The following is a 14013-nucleotide window of genomic DNA, read 5'->3' as shown; positions in this document are numbered from 1 at the left end:
AGGAGTTTCTTCGATGCTCGTCCGTCGCCTCTTCCTCGCCGCCACCGTTTCTCTGTTCGCACTGCCCGCGCTGGCGCAGGACTACAAGATCGGTTCGATCGAGATCACCACGCCGTGGTCCCGTGCCACGCCGCCGTCGGCACGCACCGGCGGCGGCTTCATGACCATCACCAACAAGGGCACCGTCGCGGACCGGCTGGTCTCGGCGCGCAGCAACGCCTCGGACAAGGTCGAGATCCACGAGATGCAGATGGACGGCAACGTGATGCGGATGCGCGAGCTGGCGAAGGGCCTCGAGATCCCGCCCGGCGCCACCGTGATGCTGAAGCCCGGCAGCTATCACATCATGTTCATGGAGCTGAAGGCACCGCTCGCCAAGGACGCCAAGGTGCCGCTGACCCTCGTGTTCGAAAAGGCCGGCAGCATCGACGTCCAGCTCAACGTCGAAGCCATGGGCGCCATGCCGCAGGGGCACGGGAAGAACTAGACGCCAGCCTTCCTCCCCCGTGTAACGGGGGAGGAAAAGAGGGATTACATCGCCTTCAGGAGTTCGATCGCGATCAGCGCCATGCCGATGACCGAGACGAACCAAGCCGCCGTGCGCAGCCAGGCGATGCCGGCGATGTAGATCACGGCGTAGGCGACGCGACCCCAGAAGAAGATGGCGGCGCCCATCGCTGTCATGGCGTTGGCCTTGCCCGCGACCGCCGCGATCAGGACCAGCGCTGCGAACAGCACCATGTTCTCGACCATGTTGAGATGGGCGCGCTTGGCGCGTCCCGCCCACCCCTTGATCTCGGGCAGGCCCTCGCGATTGCCGGCAAGCGTCGGCAGTCCGACGGCCCGGTTGGCGCCCGTGGCTGCCACCAACATCTGGCCGAAGGTCAGGATCACGGAGAAAAGCAGGTACTTGAGGTCCGGCGACATCGGCGTTTCTCCCGTTGTTGTTATTTGGTCCCGAAGAGACGGTCCCCCGCATCGCCGAGCCCGGGAACAATATACCCGTGATCGTTGAGTTTTGCATCGATCGCTGCCGCGAACACCGGGACGTCGGGATGGGCCTCCGCGAAGGTCCGGGCGCCCTGCTCGGAGCCCAGCACGCAGATGAACTTGATGCGCTTGGCCCCGGACTCCTTCAGACGGTCGACCGCTGCGATGGCCGAATGGGCGGTCGCGAGCATCGGGTCGCAGACGATGACGTCGCGGTCGGAAATGTCCTGCGGGATCTTGAGGTAGTACTCGACCGCCTGCAGGGTGCGCGGATCGCGGTAGAGCCCGACATGGCCGACCCTCGCCAGCGGCACGAGGTCGGTGACGCCCTCGGCGAGGCCGAGCCCGGCGCGCAGGATCGGCACCACCACCAGCTTCTTGCCGTCGAGCATCGGCGCGTCCATCGCCTCGATCGGCGTCTCGATTCGCGTCTGCACCATGGGCAGGTCGCGCGTGGCGTCGTAGCCCAGGAGCAGCCCGATCTCGCGCAGCAGCCGGCGGAAGTTGGTGCTCGACGTCGCCTTGTCGCGCAGCTTGGTGAGCTTGTGCTGAACCAGCGGGTGCGTCACGACATGGATCGAGTGCGGCAATGACATCGTCTTCTTCTCCCCAAAAACTCTAGAACACCGTGCCGTCGCTCTCGACGGTGATGGGCGGGCCGCCGCCGGGCCGACGTTCAGCCGCCAGCCTGCGTCCCGCAAACCACGTGCCGGCTTCCAGCACCTTCACCAGCGGCAGGCGCGCCGCATCCATGCCGAGATGCAGGCGGACATGCTCGGCGATCCGGTCGAGCAGCGCCACGGTAAGCGCCCGCCATTCCACGATCGCCTCGTCGCCCGGCCCGAAGGACTTCTCCAGCAGCACACGCTGCTTGGGCCGGAGCGCCCCGGCATCGACCAGCAGGCCGCCGTTGCGATATTCCGGCAGGCCGGTCAGCGCATCGAGCGCCACGACCTTGAGGGCGCCCCCCTCGATCGGCTCGACAAGCGAGTAGCTCATCCATTGCGAAAGCTTGTGGAATGGCACGAGCCCGATCACCGGATGCTCCCACACGTCGCCGCGCGGCGACGGCCAGATCGGCGATAGCTTGTCCAGCACAGCGGCCAGGATTGCCTCCGCCTTCACCTCGCCGCCGGTGGCCACGATGTCGAACAGCGCGCCCGGCCGCTCCAACCCGACATTGCCCAGCTTGCGCAGCAGCTCGGCGCGGCCCTCGAGGCCGAGCAGCGGATTGTGCGCCTTCACCTGGAAGCCCATGGCGATGTCCATCGGCGTGAGCTTCGCCAGGCGTTCGGCATCGACCCGCAGCGGATCGCCCTTGGCGTCGCGGCTGAAGGCGCCGTTGGCGAACATGTGAAAGCTGGCGACGCCCAGCCCCTCGGAGCGCGCGTAGGTTTCGCCGGTGCCCGGCTCGCGAAAGCTCCACGCCGCGCCGGCGCCGGCGTCGAGCAGCACGGACACCACCGCAAGGTCCATGCGCCGCCGCGCGATCTCCTCGGGCGGCAGATGCGTCAGCCGCTCGGCCAGCGCGCTCCAGCGGTCACGGCCGCCCGATTCGAAATGCCTCCAGCGAGAATGGAACGGGATCGCCGCCGGATTGGGGAAGCGTTCGCGGGTGACGGCAAGCGTCGCCTGCACGGCCGCCTCCAGCCCGTTGGCATCGAGCTGGAACCACTGCGACTGCCCGTCCTCGACATACTTCAGGACCTTCGCCGCCCGTTCGCGGATGGCGACGGGCGTGCGGAGATAGGCGAGGGAATCGTTCATCGGACCGAGCCTGTCATTGGAGCGCGCCACTCCAGTGGCGCATCATGCGCTTGAGCGCCACTGGAGTGGCGCGCTCCCTTGAATCATTCATCGAGGCCACGTCCCTTGGCACGGGCCAGCTCGTTCGATCCCGGCTTGGTCGGGCTGAAATAGCCCGCCGCCTTCTTGGCATCCATCTCGACCAGCGCGTCGGCGGGAATCAGGTGCTCGGGGATCGGCACCTGCTCGACGATCTCGATGCCCTGCTCGCGCAGCGCATCCGACTTCATGTTGCTCATCGAGGCGAAGCGGTCGATGCGGCTGATGCCCAGCCAGTGGAAGACGTCGGGCATCAGCTCCTGGAAGCGCATGTCCTGCACGCCCGCCACGCATTCGGTGCGGTTGAAGTACTGCGCGGCCGAATCGCCGCCGGGCTGGCGCTTGCGCGCGTTGTAGACGAGGAACTTCGTCACCTCGCCGAGCGCCCGGCCTTCCTTGCGATTGTAGATGACGACGCCGACACCGCCTTTCTGGGCCATGTCGATGCAGATCTCGATGCCGTGTGCCAGGTAGGGCCGGCAGGTGCAGATGTCGGAGCCGAACACGTCGGAGCCGTTGCACTCGTCGTGGAGGCGGCAGGCGATCTTCGTCTCCGACTTGCCGAGCTTCGACACGTCGCCGAAGAAATAGATCGTGGCGCCCCCGATAGGCGGCAGGAACAGTTCGAGGTCGGGCCGCGTCACCAGCTCGGTGTACATGCCGCCGGTCTGCTCGAAGAGCGTGCGGCGCAGGTCGACTTCCTTGACGCCGAAACGCTCGGCGATGCCGGGCAGCCACCAGACCGGCTCGATTGCCGCCTTGGTCACCTTCACGTCGCCCGAGCCGCTCAAGATGTCGTTGTCGGGCTTCAGCCGGCCGGCGGCCAGCGCCTCCATGATCTCCGGCATGTTCACATGCGCCTTGGTGATGGCGATGGTCGGCCGGATATCCCAGCCCGCCGCCAGCTTGTCGGCGAAGACCTCGGAGACCAGGTGTCCCCACGGATCGAGCGAGACGATCTTCTTCGGATCGAACCAGCTCTCGAACGGCCCGATGATCTCGGCCGGCGAAGTGTTGGTGAGGTCGGGCCGGTGATCGGCCTTGAGTTCCTTCGCGGCAATGGCCAGCGCACGATAGATGCCGTAGCTGCCGGAATGGACGCCGATGACGTTGCGGTGGGACGTGAGGCCGACCGTACCGACGACCGGTCCCCGGACCGCAGGATCGCGCGCGCCCCACACCACCGGAGGGGCCGGCTGGCCGCCCTGGCTGGGATGGGTATTCAGTCTGATATGCGCCATGTGCTTTCCGTTCCTCCAGGAGCGGGAAAGCGGGGCATAGTATAGCGCACTGGTGACCAAAGGAAGACGCTGCGCCCTTGCGTCCTGCGGTCGGGCGGGAGACCCTTCACGCGACATGATTAAAATCACTCTGGCCGCGTTCTCTCTACTCATCAATCGGCCGCGACGGCGACGGACAACTGACCTTTACCGGCAAGGCGCTGCGCACCGGCGGTCCGGGCGAGGACGCGACGCGCTGGACGGGCCGCCTGCCGCGCAAGGGCACCTACATCATCGCAATCGGCAGCACGCGCGGGAGCGCCAACTACAGCATGGACGTGAAGATCGAATAGATTGACTGCTGCGGCGGGAGCTATCGCCTATCTGATGTTCCGGACCACAGCTTACTTCCCGCCACCGCCACCATCACCGCCCCCATCGCCACCGCCGTCGCCGCCATCACCGTCGTTACTGGAAATCTCGATCGAGAGACCTCCCCAGAAACCGCTTCGGTCGGTCTTCATTTCTTCTGCCTCCGTTTTCGGCCAGGCATTTGCGATGACCTTCGCCACGATGGAACCGACGAAAAAACCGGCAAAGATACAGGTCCCCCAGGCTTGGTCGCTTTTTGCCAGGGGATTCAAATAATAGACCGCGGCACGCGCAGCGCAGGCGATCGCGGCGGCGAGCACCAGTAGAACGAGCCCAAATGGAATTACGATCTTGCGCGACATGCGTGTGACACGCACACCTTATACTATCAAATTTCAACAAGGGAACCGTCTGGGGCGGCAGCCGCCTACTTCGGGCCCTTCGTGGTCGCAAGATAATCGACGATCGCCGTCATCTCGCCAGCGTCGACCGGCGCCTTGTAGGCATGGATCATCTTGTCGACGATGCCGTGCCAGGTAGCCTTCGGCAGGTTCGGCTGGGTCAACACCATGCCGGCCGAATGACACGACAGGCAGTTCGCGTTGATCGTCTCGGCGGTCGCGCCCCCGGGAAAGACCTCGGTGCTGGTCGGCAGATCGACCGACACCGATTTCAGGACGAAGGCCGTCGCGCCGGACGAGGCCACAGCGGCCGGCGCCGGCGGCGGCGCCGGAAGCTGAACCGCGGGATGGCCGATGAACGCCAGCGTCAGCCCGGCAATGGCTGCGACGGCAAACCCCAGGGCAGCACCGTTGATCCGCATCGCTCAGGCCGCCTTCAGGTGCACGGTCTCGATGCCGTTGTGCATGAAGCCGCTGGGGTTCCAGTTGTTTGCCATTGGCTGCACCAGCCCGCCGTCGTTGGTGCAGCGGACCATCAGCGCGACGTCGCCGGCAGAGGGCGTCACCTCGGCCTGCCATTGCCGGAAGCTGTACTTGCCCTCGTCGCGGCCCAGCACCGTGGGCCGCCAGCTCGTGCCGCCGTTCACCGAAAGCTCGACCGACTTCACGCCGGTGTCGCCGCCGAAGGCGATGCCGCGCACCAGGGTCTTCGTGCCGGCCTTCAGGGTCGCGCCGTCTTTCAGGTTGGTCACGAACGAGCGCGGCACCATGCGGGTGATCGGCACCATGGTGAGGCCGGTCTGGCCGGGTTTCATGTCGGCGCCCGGCGTGTCGGGAATCAGATAGGCGTTCCTGGTCCAGAAATTCTCGTCGGGCGCGGCCAGCACTTCGATACGGGCCAGCATCTTCACCCAGTAGGTCGAATACCAGCCCGGCACGACGAGGCGCAGCGGGAAGCCATTGAGCAACGGAAGCTGCTCGCCATTCATGGCGTAGGCGATCATGACCTCGCCATCGCTTGCATGGTCGAGCGCCAGCGACTTCATGAACTTCGGCGCCTCGGGCACCACCGGATCGTCGAGCCCGGCAAAGCGCACCGCCGTCGCGCCGGCCTTCACACCCGCCCGGTCGAGCACGTCCTTCAAGCGCACGCCCATCCACTTCGCGTTGCCCATCGCGCCGTTGGCCCATTGCGCGCCGGGAACCCGGGGCTCGGTGAAACCACGCGAGTTGCCCGAGCACTGGTTGACCGCCGCCAACTCGACCCGCGGCAACCCGTCGACGATCTCCTTCAACGTAAGGGACAGCTCCTTGTCGACATGGCCGCGCACCGAAAGCCGGAACGTCCCGACATCGATCTCGGTCGGGATGACCGCCCAGTGCCAGCGCACATAAAATGAATCGTTGGGCGTAAAGACGCCACGGTCGAAGACCTCGAACGGCGTCTCGAGCAGCGGCGGCCGTGTCCGCTGCAGGATCATCGGCCCCTTCTGCGGGAAGCCCTTCGTCAGGGCACGCTCGGACGGCGCGAACGGCAGGTCGACCGCCGCCTGCCCCCAGGCCGAGCCGGACACCACCATGAGACCGCCGGCACTGGCCTGCCCCAGAAACGATCGCCGCGTCGTTCTCGTCATTGCGTTACGCCCGTTTATCCACGCTGGCCGCTACACTACGCACAACAGATTGCGTGGAACCAACGCCTTTCTGTCGCGCCCATCGCATACGAAGGATGCAGCTTCCCGCTTCGCTATCGGAACGCTCGCGTTCACGCCATTGCAACATTTCCCGCAGCCGTTGCCAGCAATTGATCGGTTGTGAAAGCGGCGCAGAACAAGCGTTGGCAACGCGGGTGACCGCGGCGCACGTGTCACCCCAGTCGGCCATCGCAGCGGGCGGCCAGGTGCGCGTGAGTGTCCAGCCCGGCCGCCTGCATTTCTTCGATCCCGGCACCGAGAACGTGATTACGGCGTAGACCATCCCTTCGCGGCCAGGTCGATGGCGCGGCGGTACATGGTCATGGCGGCTTCGGGGGTGTTGTACCCCGCATGGGCGGTGAGGGTGACGTTGTCGAGCGTCAGCAGCGGCTCCTCCGGCGAAAGCGGCTCCTTGCCGAAGACATCGGTCGCGTAGTGGCCGATCCGGCCCGCGCGCAGCAGTTCGACCAGCGCCGCCTCGTCGACGATGCCCGCCCGCGCCGTGTTCACGATGAGGACGCCCGGCCGGGTCTTCTCCAGCTTAGCGCGATCCAGGAAGCCGCGCGTGCCCTCGTTCAGCGCCAGATGCAGGCTCACGATGTCGGATTGCGCCAGCAGCTCGTCGATGGTCACGGTGGGTACGCCGCCGCCCGAGACGGGCGAGCGGTTGTAGCCAATCACCTTCAGCCCGACGCCCTGGGCGATGCGCGCCATCTCGCGGCCGATGCCGCCCAGTCCGACCACGCCCAAGGTCTTGCCCCGCAGTTCCATGCCCTGCATCGGCCGCCAGCCGCCGCCGCGCACGATGCCGTGCATGGTCGCGATGTGCCGGGCCGCGGCAAACACGAGGCCCATCGCATGCTCGGCAACCGTGGTGTCGCCGTAGCCGCCGATGGTCGAGACCTTGATGCCGAGCCGTTCCGCCGCCGCGAGGTCGACGAAGCTGGCGGCTCCCGTGCCCAGGAACACGATGTGCTTCAGTCCGGTGCAGCGCTTCAGCGTCGGCTCGCTGAAATAGGTCGCGTCGTTGATGACCGTTTCGCAGCCCGCGACCCTGCCCGGCACTTCCTCTTCGGAGACGGGGCCCATGGCGACCGTGATCGGGATGTCCGCCGGCCCGTGGACCCGCTTCCAGACGCGGTCGATGTCGGGTGTCGAATCGATGAACAGTGTTCTGGGCATGGTCGCCTTTCCCCCGTTTTTCCCGACGATAGTCCGCACGGGGCGAACTGTCTGCTAGGGTAGCGGGATGAACAGACGCTACCTCCTCGGCACCCTGCCGCTCCTCGCTGCCGCGCCCGCCCTTGCCCAGCAGCTTCCCGACATCCGCACCCTCTCCGTGACGCCCGGCGCGGGCGGCACGAACGTCACCGGCAGCCTGGCCGACACCAAGGCCCGCGGCCTCTACTACGTGCCGGGACAGGCCGGCCAGACCCTGAACGTCTCGGTCGCCTCGCCCGGGAACAATGTCGTCTTCCAGGTCTGGGAGCCGGGTACCGGCGTCCGCACCAACGCCGATGGCACGCTCGCTCTGAACGGCAAGCCCATGCGCGATGCAGGGCCCAGCGAGGAGCCCGCCGCCTGGATCGGCGCCCTGCCCAAGACCGGACCTTATCTGCTGATCGTCTACAGCCGCCGCGATGCGGCCAGCTACACCGTGACGATCTCGGTGACGGCGCACTAAATTTTCAAGGATTGCGACGACACTGCTGGGAAACGGGGCGGCCTTCGGCAGGCTTGAATGAAGGGAGCGACTATGCGCGAGGCTGAGTTCCGCGAATGGCTGGAAGCCGGGGGCGCCAACACCGCCAAAGGGCGCAATTCGCGTGTTTATGCTGTCAAGACCATCGAGAAGAACCTTACCTCTCTCGGATCGCCTCACCCCGATCTTGCGGCGGCCCATACTGCGGATGGCTTTGCGCAGTTGCGCGAACGCATACGTATCCTGCGGCAAGATGCCAAGGCTGGTGGCAATAACTATCGCATCCTCATGCCGGATTCTGAAAAGCCGCTAAATCGGCTTTCCAACTGGAAAAGCTGGTTGGCGCAATATGGTCGTTTCCTTGGAGGGAAGGCCTCTGCAGCGGACGAAGATCTAACCGACAAAGATGAGGACGCCAACGACGATGACGAGCTTCTGAAGCGCTTCGATGGCGATTCGCACTTCCGTAAGGCGCGGGCGAACTGGTCCGATGATCAGCGAGTGGCGTTCTGCAGCATGGCACGCGCCGTGCACGAAGCCGGGCTAGATTGGTATCGGACCAATATACCGCAGATACGATTCGGTCGCCGATCTCCTGGAGAGGAGAAGGCGTCTGGAACCCTTGGGGTCCTACAGCTGCGCAAGCCTGGCGGGTTCCTGGAATTTAGCCACCAGCACGAGCAAATGAACCTCACGGGTACATATCAGTTTGATGAAACCGCTGCTGATAAATTCGTCGCCATGATTGATACGGCGGAAGATTCAATCCGCAGCTGGCTTCCGCCCCAGCCATCTCGTGCAGGCTACTGGCCCGACGAAACAGCCATCGATGATATCGAAACGCAAGCAAACCGTATCCGGCAATTTGTTTTGGAGCGATACATTGAACCAGCCCGACGGCGCGGCGATGCTCACGTCACAGTCGTGGTCGGACCGCTGAACAATGAGATGGGCCTACAAAAGGCCTGGCCAAATATCTGTCAGGCCCTGGAAGGCCGAAAGTTTCGGGAGCTGGCGAAAGTGTCAGCGCCGGTTGCGGAGGGGCCAAAGCAAAGCACGACTACGAAACTGACATTCGCAGTATCGGAAGGAGCCATCGTGGTGGCTGAAGCAAAACCTGATCCCAAGAACCTCATCCTTTATGGACCGCCGGGTACGGGCAAAACCTACCGCACAGCACTTGAAGCGGTGAGGCTCTGTGATTCGGATGCAGAGTATCCTACCACGAAAGCAGGCCGAACCGCGCTGATGAAGCGATATCGCGAGCTAGAGGCCGAGAAACGGATTGCCTTTGTCACGTTTCATCAAAGCTATGACTATGAAACATTCGTAGAAGGTCTGCGGCCCGAAACCGATGCAAACGAAGGCAATTATGCGGGCTTCCGGCTTGAAGCTCGCGCCGGTATCTTTCGCGAAATCTGCGCTTTAGCTGATCAGGCGCGCACACGGATAGTGCCTTCGGCTAGCGCCATCGGTTTTGACTTCGCCGGTCGCCGCTTCTGGAAGATGGGGCAAGGCGCCATTGGCAGCGAAGATGATGTCTATGACGAGGCCATTGCCAATAATTACATCGCTCTTGGCTGGGGGGGCCCTATCGATTGGAGCCATGAGCGGTTCTCCACCTTTGACGCGATCAAGGCCGAATGGCTTGCGAAGAACCCCGACGACGCAACGCCAAGCAATTGGACGCAGATCTGGCCGTTCCGCTGCGAGATGAAGATCGGTGACATTGTCATCGTGCCATACGGCAATACTGCGTTCCGCGCGATTGCCGAAGTTACCGGCGACTATCGCTTTGAGCCGTCGGCTGAGGGACACTACGCCCACCGCCGAGATGTCCGCTGGCTCTTGACCTTGGACGAACCATTGCCGCTAGACACGATCGTCGAGGGCAATTTCACCATGCGCACACTGTACTCGCTGCCATCAAAGCGAGTGAACCTGCCCGCCCTTGGCCGACTGATTGCTGGTGATAGTGGCCATGACGAGGACCCAGCACCATTGAGCAATAGCACTCCAGATCAGTTCGTACTCATTATTGATGAGATCAACCGCGCCAATATTTCTAAGGTTTTTGGCGAACTCATAACGCTTATCGAACCCGACAAGCGGCTTGGTATGCCCAATGAGCTGATGCTGACGCTACCGTACTCCAAGAAAAGAGATTTTGGTGTTCCGTCAAACCTCCACATCATTGGCACAATGAACACAGCCGACCGCTCGATTGCTCTACTCGACACGGCATTGCGGCGGCGGTTCAATTTCCGGGAAATGGCGCCCGAACCGGAACTGCTGGGCGTTGTCGAAGGCATTGACCTGAAGGCAGTTCTGATCACCCTCAACCAGCGCATTGAGTATTTGATCGACCGGGAGCACCGGATCGGGCACGCCTTCTTTATTGGTTGCGAGACGGCTGGTCAGGTTCACGCCACCATGCGCGACAAGGTTATTCCGCTGTTGCAGGAGTACTTCTTCGAGGACTGGAGCCGAATTCATGCCGTTCTTGGCGACGGCTTCATCGGGGCCGTGACGCTCAAATGCCCCCTCAACGAAGGTGAAGATCGTAAGAGCTGGTTTGTGCGTTTGGAGAAACAGCCAGATGGCAGCGATCGTTTTCCTGATGACGCTTACGCTCAGTTGATCGGCAAGGTTTCAGGCATTGCGGTGGAGTCCCACGAGTGAAGGAACTGGCCAGTCACCTGCTCCCCGGTGTTCCAGTAGATCGAGTCGCTTCCGCGCTCGGCGCGGCGGCAGGACAGGAATTGGCCTCGGGCAAGTTTTGCACCCCCGAAAGCAGCTCGGCTCTGGCGGTCAATGGATTTGGTCCTTTTCTCGAAAGTCCCGGCACTTTACCCCCGTTCCCGTCCCTTCTTGATCTCGATTGGCCTGCACTATCTGTCGATATTGAGCGTCAGATGCGCTTTCCTTGGGCAGGCGGGCGGCATCCTTGGCTCGATGCCGCTGTCGAAACTGCAGCACATTTGATCGGGATCGAATCAAAGCGGTTCGAGCCGTTTCGCGATTCCAAGCTGGCAAGGCTGTCGCCCAAATATTCATCGCAAGAGTGGGATGAAGGTATGGGGCCGTGGTGCGCGATGCGTGACCGGTTGCTGGCGGAACCTGCAACCTTTCGCCACCTCGACGGGGCGCAACTTATCAAGCATGGCTATGGCCTGGTAGCCGAGGCAAAGCGACGGGGAAAGTCGCCGGTCCTGCTATACCTCTATTCTGAACCGACGGAAGGCCGTGTGATTTCGGCCAAAGCCTTTGCCTGCCACCGATCCGAGACCGCCAGGTTTGCCGCGGGGCTGGCCGGTTCAAGGGTCCGATTCGCCGCTTGCTCATGGCGTGAATGGCTGACCACTTTCCCACCAAGTCTGACCGGTCATGCTGATCGCCTCGTTGCCCGGTTCCACCCATGACGCATCTGGCGGTCCATGAATGGGAGTGCATCAGCGTACACAATGGAACCGGTGCTGCGCCGGCACAGGCATTCACCCGAAGTCAGGCGAATGCCCTCCTAGTGGCTGCCCGTCGCCACCCATTGGCCAACAGATTCGGGACCAATATCCTTGTAGATCGCTACAACCAGATATGCGGACAGCAGTTTGTCGGAGTGATCTCTGCGCAAGGTTGCAGCCTTGAGATTCTGCCGAAGATCGATGCTGCGTCGGCAGAGGACGATGAAACAATCCGCACCCGCCTTGTTTCCATGCTCGATGTCGCGCTCGGGCTTAAACTCGGGGACGGGCAGGCGCTAGCCATGGCGCGCCAAAAGGAAACCTTGCTCGACATCCTGATCCGCCTGTTTGCTGATCGCTTGCTGGCTGAGGCCCGGCGCGGCCTCCCTCGCGCCTATGTCGTGCAGGCAGAGGATCTAGTTGCGCTACGCGGGCGGCTCAATGTAGTCCGCCAATTCACCCACCATGCAGTGCGACCAGACCGGCTTGCATGCCGGTTCGATGCCCTGATGCCGGATACGCCACTGCTCCGCATAATGAAGGCCTGTGTTCTCATGTTGCGCCGGCACGCTCGCTCACTGGAGACACAGCGGCGCCTGGATGAGCTGCGGTTTCTTCTGGTCGATGTCAGCGATGTACCTATCAATGTCCTGCCGTGGACCCAGGTGCACATCAACCGGACCAACCTCCGTTGGGAGACGCTTTTCGAATTGGCGAAGCTGTTCCTGAAGCGCGAATGGCAACGCACCAATCACGATGCGAAGGCAAGTCAGGGGATTACCTTGTTGTTCCCCATGAATGACCTGTTCGAGGCCTATATCGCGGCGCTCGCCCGCGGGGTGTTGCAGAGTAGCAATCTGACAGTCCAATCACAGGGCGGATTACGCTATTGCCTAATGGAGGAGGGTTTAGGCGGCAGGCAACGCTTCCAGACGACGCCGGACATTCTCATTAAGCGTGATGGGCAGATCGTGAAGGTGATCGACACAAAATGGAAGCTGATTGGCCGAAACCCCGAAGACAAGAAGCGCGGTGTTTCGCAATCCGATGTTTACCAGATGATGGCATATGCCCGGCTATATCAATGCGGGGAACTTGTGCTGCTTTATCCCCATCATGCCGGCCTTGGACCCACGGCACTGGATGTCGGTTACGGCATGATCGCGGGCAAGGAACGCCTACGGATTACGAGCATCGATATAGTGGCTGGCAAGGGAGAAGTTGTTCAGCAACTGGCGGGGTTGCTTGCACCCGCAAAGGCAGCCTCCTTGTCTGCGGCATGATTCATAGCGCCCGTTCATGCAGAAAATTCACGGCTGAGCGACAAACAGAAATCATGACGAGGATTGACCCGAAACAGACAGTCCGCAGCAATTTGATTTTCAGGAATGGACCAAGGAGCTGGACATGAAACTGCCTCTCGCGTGCACTGTCGCGCTTGCAGCGATGGCACCGCCGCCTGAACCATTGCCTATTTGCGGTGCTCGACCAGGCTGAAGCTCCTCCATGGCGGAGACCACGCGCCGGCTGCAGGATCAGGATCCGGCTACTTCGTGCTTGGCTCAGTACACGCCAACGCCGGGCCAATCGGCTATCACCATGATCACGGCTCGGCACGACATCAAAGCAGGGGGGCGCCGAATGGCCTTTGGCTGCGGAAGGACAATGAGAGCTACTACAGCAGTTGCGGCCGGCCGGTTGAAGACAATGTGCAATGCGGGCAGCTTTGGGAAGTCACACGCTGCTGACCACGCACGCGTAACATAGCATGCTCGCCACCAACACAAGCGGGAGGATGGCATGACCGACCTGTTTCCGACGACCGGCGAGGCCGAGGAGGAAAAGCTCAAGGACGACACGGCGGCAGGCGCCGGCATCGTGAGCCATCTCGGTCCCGACTCCTTTCAGAAGGACGGGCTGCGGCCCTTCTTCGAGTACCGTGCGCTCGGCCTGAAGGAGCTCACCGGCGGCAAGGTCGGCGCGCACGTGATCCGCGCCGTGCCCGGCCAGCATCCCGACGCCCCGCGCCACAGCCACGCGCTCGATTTCCAGTTCGTCTACGTGCTGAAGGGCTGGGCGATCTTCGAGTACGAGGGCTACGGTCAGCACAAGCTCGTCGCGGGCTCGACCGTCTATCAACCGCCTGGCGTGAAGCACAAGGAGATCGACCACAGCGACGATCTCGAGCTGATCGAGATCACCATGCCGGCCGACTTCGCGACGACGGTCGTCGAGTAGCCTTCGAGCAGCGCCGAGGCACAGGGAGCCGTCCGCGCCGACCTCCTGGCGGCATACCGTAGGACTGTACCGGGCCTTGCCCCATCCCCA

Annotated in this window: 14 protein-coding genes; 6 read left to right on the top strand and 8 right to left on the bottom strand. The window is 62.9% G+C overall.

What is annotated here, in order from left to right; genetic code table 11:
* Positions 1–13 precede the first annotated feature (13 nt).
* The gene (locus tag ACO07I_RS24970; protein ID WP_422012240.1) at positions 14–487 is read left to right on the top strand and encodes a copper chaperone PCu(A)C; all 474 of its coding nucleotides are present in this window, start codon (positions 14–16) and stop codon (positions 485–487) included.
* Positions 488–531: 44 nt separating this feature from the next.
* On the opposite strand, the gene ACO07I_RS24965 is transcribed toward ACO07I_RS24970, so the two are convergent.
* The 8 genes from ACO07I_RS24965 to ACO07I_RS24930 all read right to left on the bottom strand — a co-directional run bounded on the left by ACO07I_RS24965 (position 532) and on the right by ACO07I_RS24930 (position 7704).
* Positions 532–927: an MAPEG family protein gene (locus ACO07I_RS24965; RefSeq protein WP_422012238.1), complete on the bottom strand. Its 396-nt coding sequence runs from the start codon at positions 925–927 to the stop codon at positions 532–534.
* 20 nt (positions 928–947) lie between these two features.
* Positions 948–1586 (bottom strand): uracil phosphoribosyltransferase, encoded by a 639-nt coding sequence (gene upp, locus ACO07I_RS24960; RefSeq protein WP_422012236.1) that lies wholly within the window; start codon positions 1584–1586, stop codon positions 948–950.
* 22 nt (positions 1587–1608) lie between these two features.
* A complete protein-coding gene (locus tag ACO07I_RS24955; RefSeq protein ID WP_422012234.1) occupies positions 1609–2757 on the bottom strand; it encodes a URC4/urg3 family protein in 1149 nt (382 codons plus the stop codon).
* Positions 2758–2840: 83 nt separating this feature from the next.
* On the bottom strand, positions 2841–4076 hold the full coding sequence (locus ACO07I_RS24950) for a GTP cyclohydrolase II (protein ID WP_422012232.1): 1236 nt from the start codon (positions 4074–4076) through the stop codon (positions 2841–2843).
* A 383-nt stretch (positions 4077–4459) separates the two neighbouring features.
* Complete coding sequence (locus tag ACO07I_RS24945) at positions 4460–4789, bottom strand: hypothetical protein (protein WP_422012230.1); 330 nt, start codon at positions 4787–4789, stop codon at positions 4460–4462.
* Positions 4790–4854: 65 nt separating this feature from the next.
* On the bottom strand, positions 4855–5250 hold the full coding sequence (locus ACO07I_RS24940; RefSeq protein ID WP_422012228.1) for a c-type cytochrome: 396 nt from the start codon (positions 5248–5250) through the stop codon (positions 4855–4857).
* A 3-nt stretch (positions 5251–5253) separates the two neighbouring features.
* Positions 5254–6462: a molybdopterin-dependent oxidoreductase gene (locus ACO07I_RS24935; RefSeq protein WP_422012226.1), complete on the bottom strand. Its 1209-nt coding sequence runs from the start codon at positions 6460–6462 to the stop codon at positions 5254–5256.
* 327 nt (positions 6463–6789) lie between these two features.
* Positions 6790–7704 (bottom strand): 2-hydroxyacid dehydrogenase, encoded by a 915-nt coding sequence (locus tag ACO07I_RS24930; RefSeq protein ID WP_422012224.1) that lies wholly within the window; start codon positions 7702–7704, stop codon positions 6790–6792.
* 67 nt (positions 7705–7771) lie between these two features.
* Here ACO07I_RS24930 and ACO07I_RS24925 point away from each other — a divergent pair, with 67 nt between their 5' ends.
* The 5 genes from ACO07I_RS24925 (at position 7772) to ACO07I_RS24905 (ending at position 13923) form a co-directional block, all read left to right on the top strand.
* Entirely contained in the window at positions 7772–8206 is a 435-nt protein-coding gene (locus ACO07I_RS24925) for a hypothetical protein (protein ID WP_422012222.1), read from the top strand.
* A 57-nt stretch (positions 8207–8263) separates the two neighbouring features.
* Positions 8264–10906 carry an AAA family ATPase gene (locus tag ACO07I_RS24920; RefSeq protein WP_422012220.1) on the top strand — a complete coding sequence of 881 codons (2643 nt, stop codon included), beginning with the start codon at positions 8264–8266 and terminating at the stop codon, positions 10904–10906.
* Positions 10903–11646 carry a hypothetical protein gene (locus ACO07I_RS24915; RefSeq protein ID WP_422012218.1) on the top strand — a complete coding sequence of 248 codons (744 nt, stop codon included), beginning with the start codon at positions 10903–10905 and terminating at the stop codon, positions 11644–11646. Before ACO07I_RS24920 ends, ACO07I_RS24915 begins: the two co-directional genes overlap by 4 nt.
* Positions 11643–12968 carry an McrC family protein gene (locus ACO07I_RS24910; protein ID WP_422012216.1) on the top strand — a complete coding sequence of 442 codons (1326 nt, stop codon included), beginning with the start codon at positions 11643–11645 and terminating at the stop codon, positions 12966–12968. The genes ACO07I_RS24915 and ACO07I_RS24910 overlap by 4 nt, the downstream gene beginning before the upstream one ends.
* A 517-nt stretch (positions 12969–13485) precedes the next feature.
* Entirely contained in the window at positions 13486–13923 is a 438-nt protein-coding gene (locus ACO07I_RS24905; RefSeq protein ID WP_422012214.1) for a cupin domain-containing protein, read from the top strand.
* Positions 13924–14013: the final 90 nt, after the last annotated feature.

The organism is Reyranella sp. (assembly GCF_965227665.1).
In the GTDB taxonomy this organism is placed as follows: domain Bacteria; phylum Pseudomonadota; class Alphaproteobacteria; order Reyranellales; family Reyranellaceae; genus Reyranella.
The sequence above is the reverse complement of the archived record's forward strand: the minus strand, read 5'-3'. Positions and strand labels throughout refer to the sequence as shown.

Bases quoted from the DNA above. Each gene is read 5' to 3' on its own strand.
- upp (WP_422012236.1), bottom strand. From the start codon at position 1,586: ATGTCATTGCCGCACTCGATCCATGTCGTGACGCACCCGCTGGTTCAG.
- ACO07I_RS24940 (WP_422012228.1), bottom strand. From the start codon at position 5,250: ATGCGGATCAACGGTGCTGCCCTGGGGTTTGCCGTCGCAGCCATTGCC.
- ACO07I_RS24945 (WP_422012230.1), bottom strand. From the start codon at position 4,789: ATGTCGCGCAAGATCGTAATTCCATTTGGGCTCGTTCTACTGGTGCTC.
- ACO07I_RS24930 (WP_422012224.1), bottom strand. From the start codon at position 7,704: ATGCCCAGAACACTGTTCATCGATTCGACACCCGACATCGACCGCGTC.
- ACO07I_RS24950 (WP_422012232.1), bottom strand. From the start codon at position 4,076: ATGGCGCATATCAGACTGAATACCCATCCCAGCCAGGGCGGCCAGCCG.
- ACO07I_RS24905 (WP_422012214.1), top strand. From the start codon at position 13,486: ATGACCGACCTGTTTCCGACGACCGGCGAGGCCGAGGAGGAAAAGCTC.
- ACO07I_RS24935 (WP_422012226.1), bottom strand. From the start codon at position 6,462: ATGACGAGAACGACGCGGCGATCGTTTCTGGGGCAGGCCAGTGCCGGC.
- ACO07I_RS24925 (WP_422012222.1), top strand. From the start codon at position 7,772: ATGAACAGACGCTACCTCCTCGGCACCCTGCCGCTCCTCGCTGCCGCG.
- ACO07I_RS24910 (WP_422012216.1), top strand. From the start codon at position 11,643: ATGACGCATCTGGCGGTCCATGAATGGGAGTGCATCAGCGTACACAAT.
- ACO07I_RS24965 (WP_422012238.1), bottom strand. From the start codon at position 927: ATGTCGCCGGACCTCAAGTACCTGCTTTTCTCCGTGATCCTGACCTTC.
- ACO07I_RS24970 (WP_422012240.1), top strand. From the start codon at position 14: ATGCTCGTCCGTCGCCTCTTCCTCGCCGCCACCGTTTCTCTGTTCGCA.
- ACO07I_RS24920 (WP_422012220.1), top strand. From the start codon at position 8,264: ATGAAGGGAGCGACTATGCGCGAGGCTGAGTTCCGCGAATGGCTGGAA.
- ACO07I_RS24955 (WP_422012234.1), bottom strand. From the start codon at position 2,757: ATGAACGATTCCCTCGCCTATCTCCGCACGCCCGTCGCCATCCGCGAA.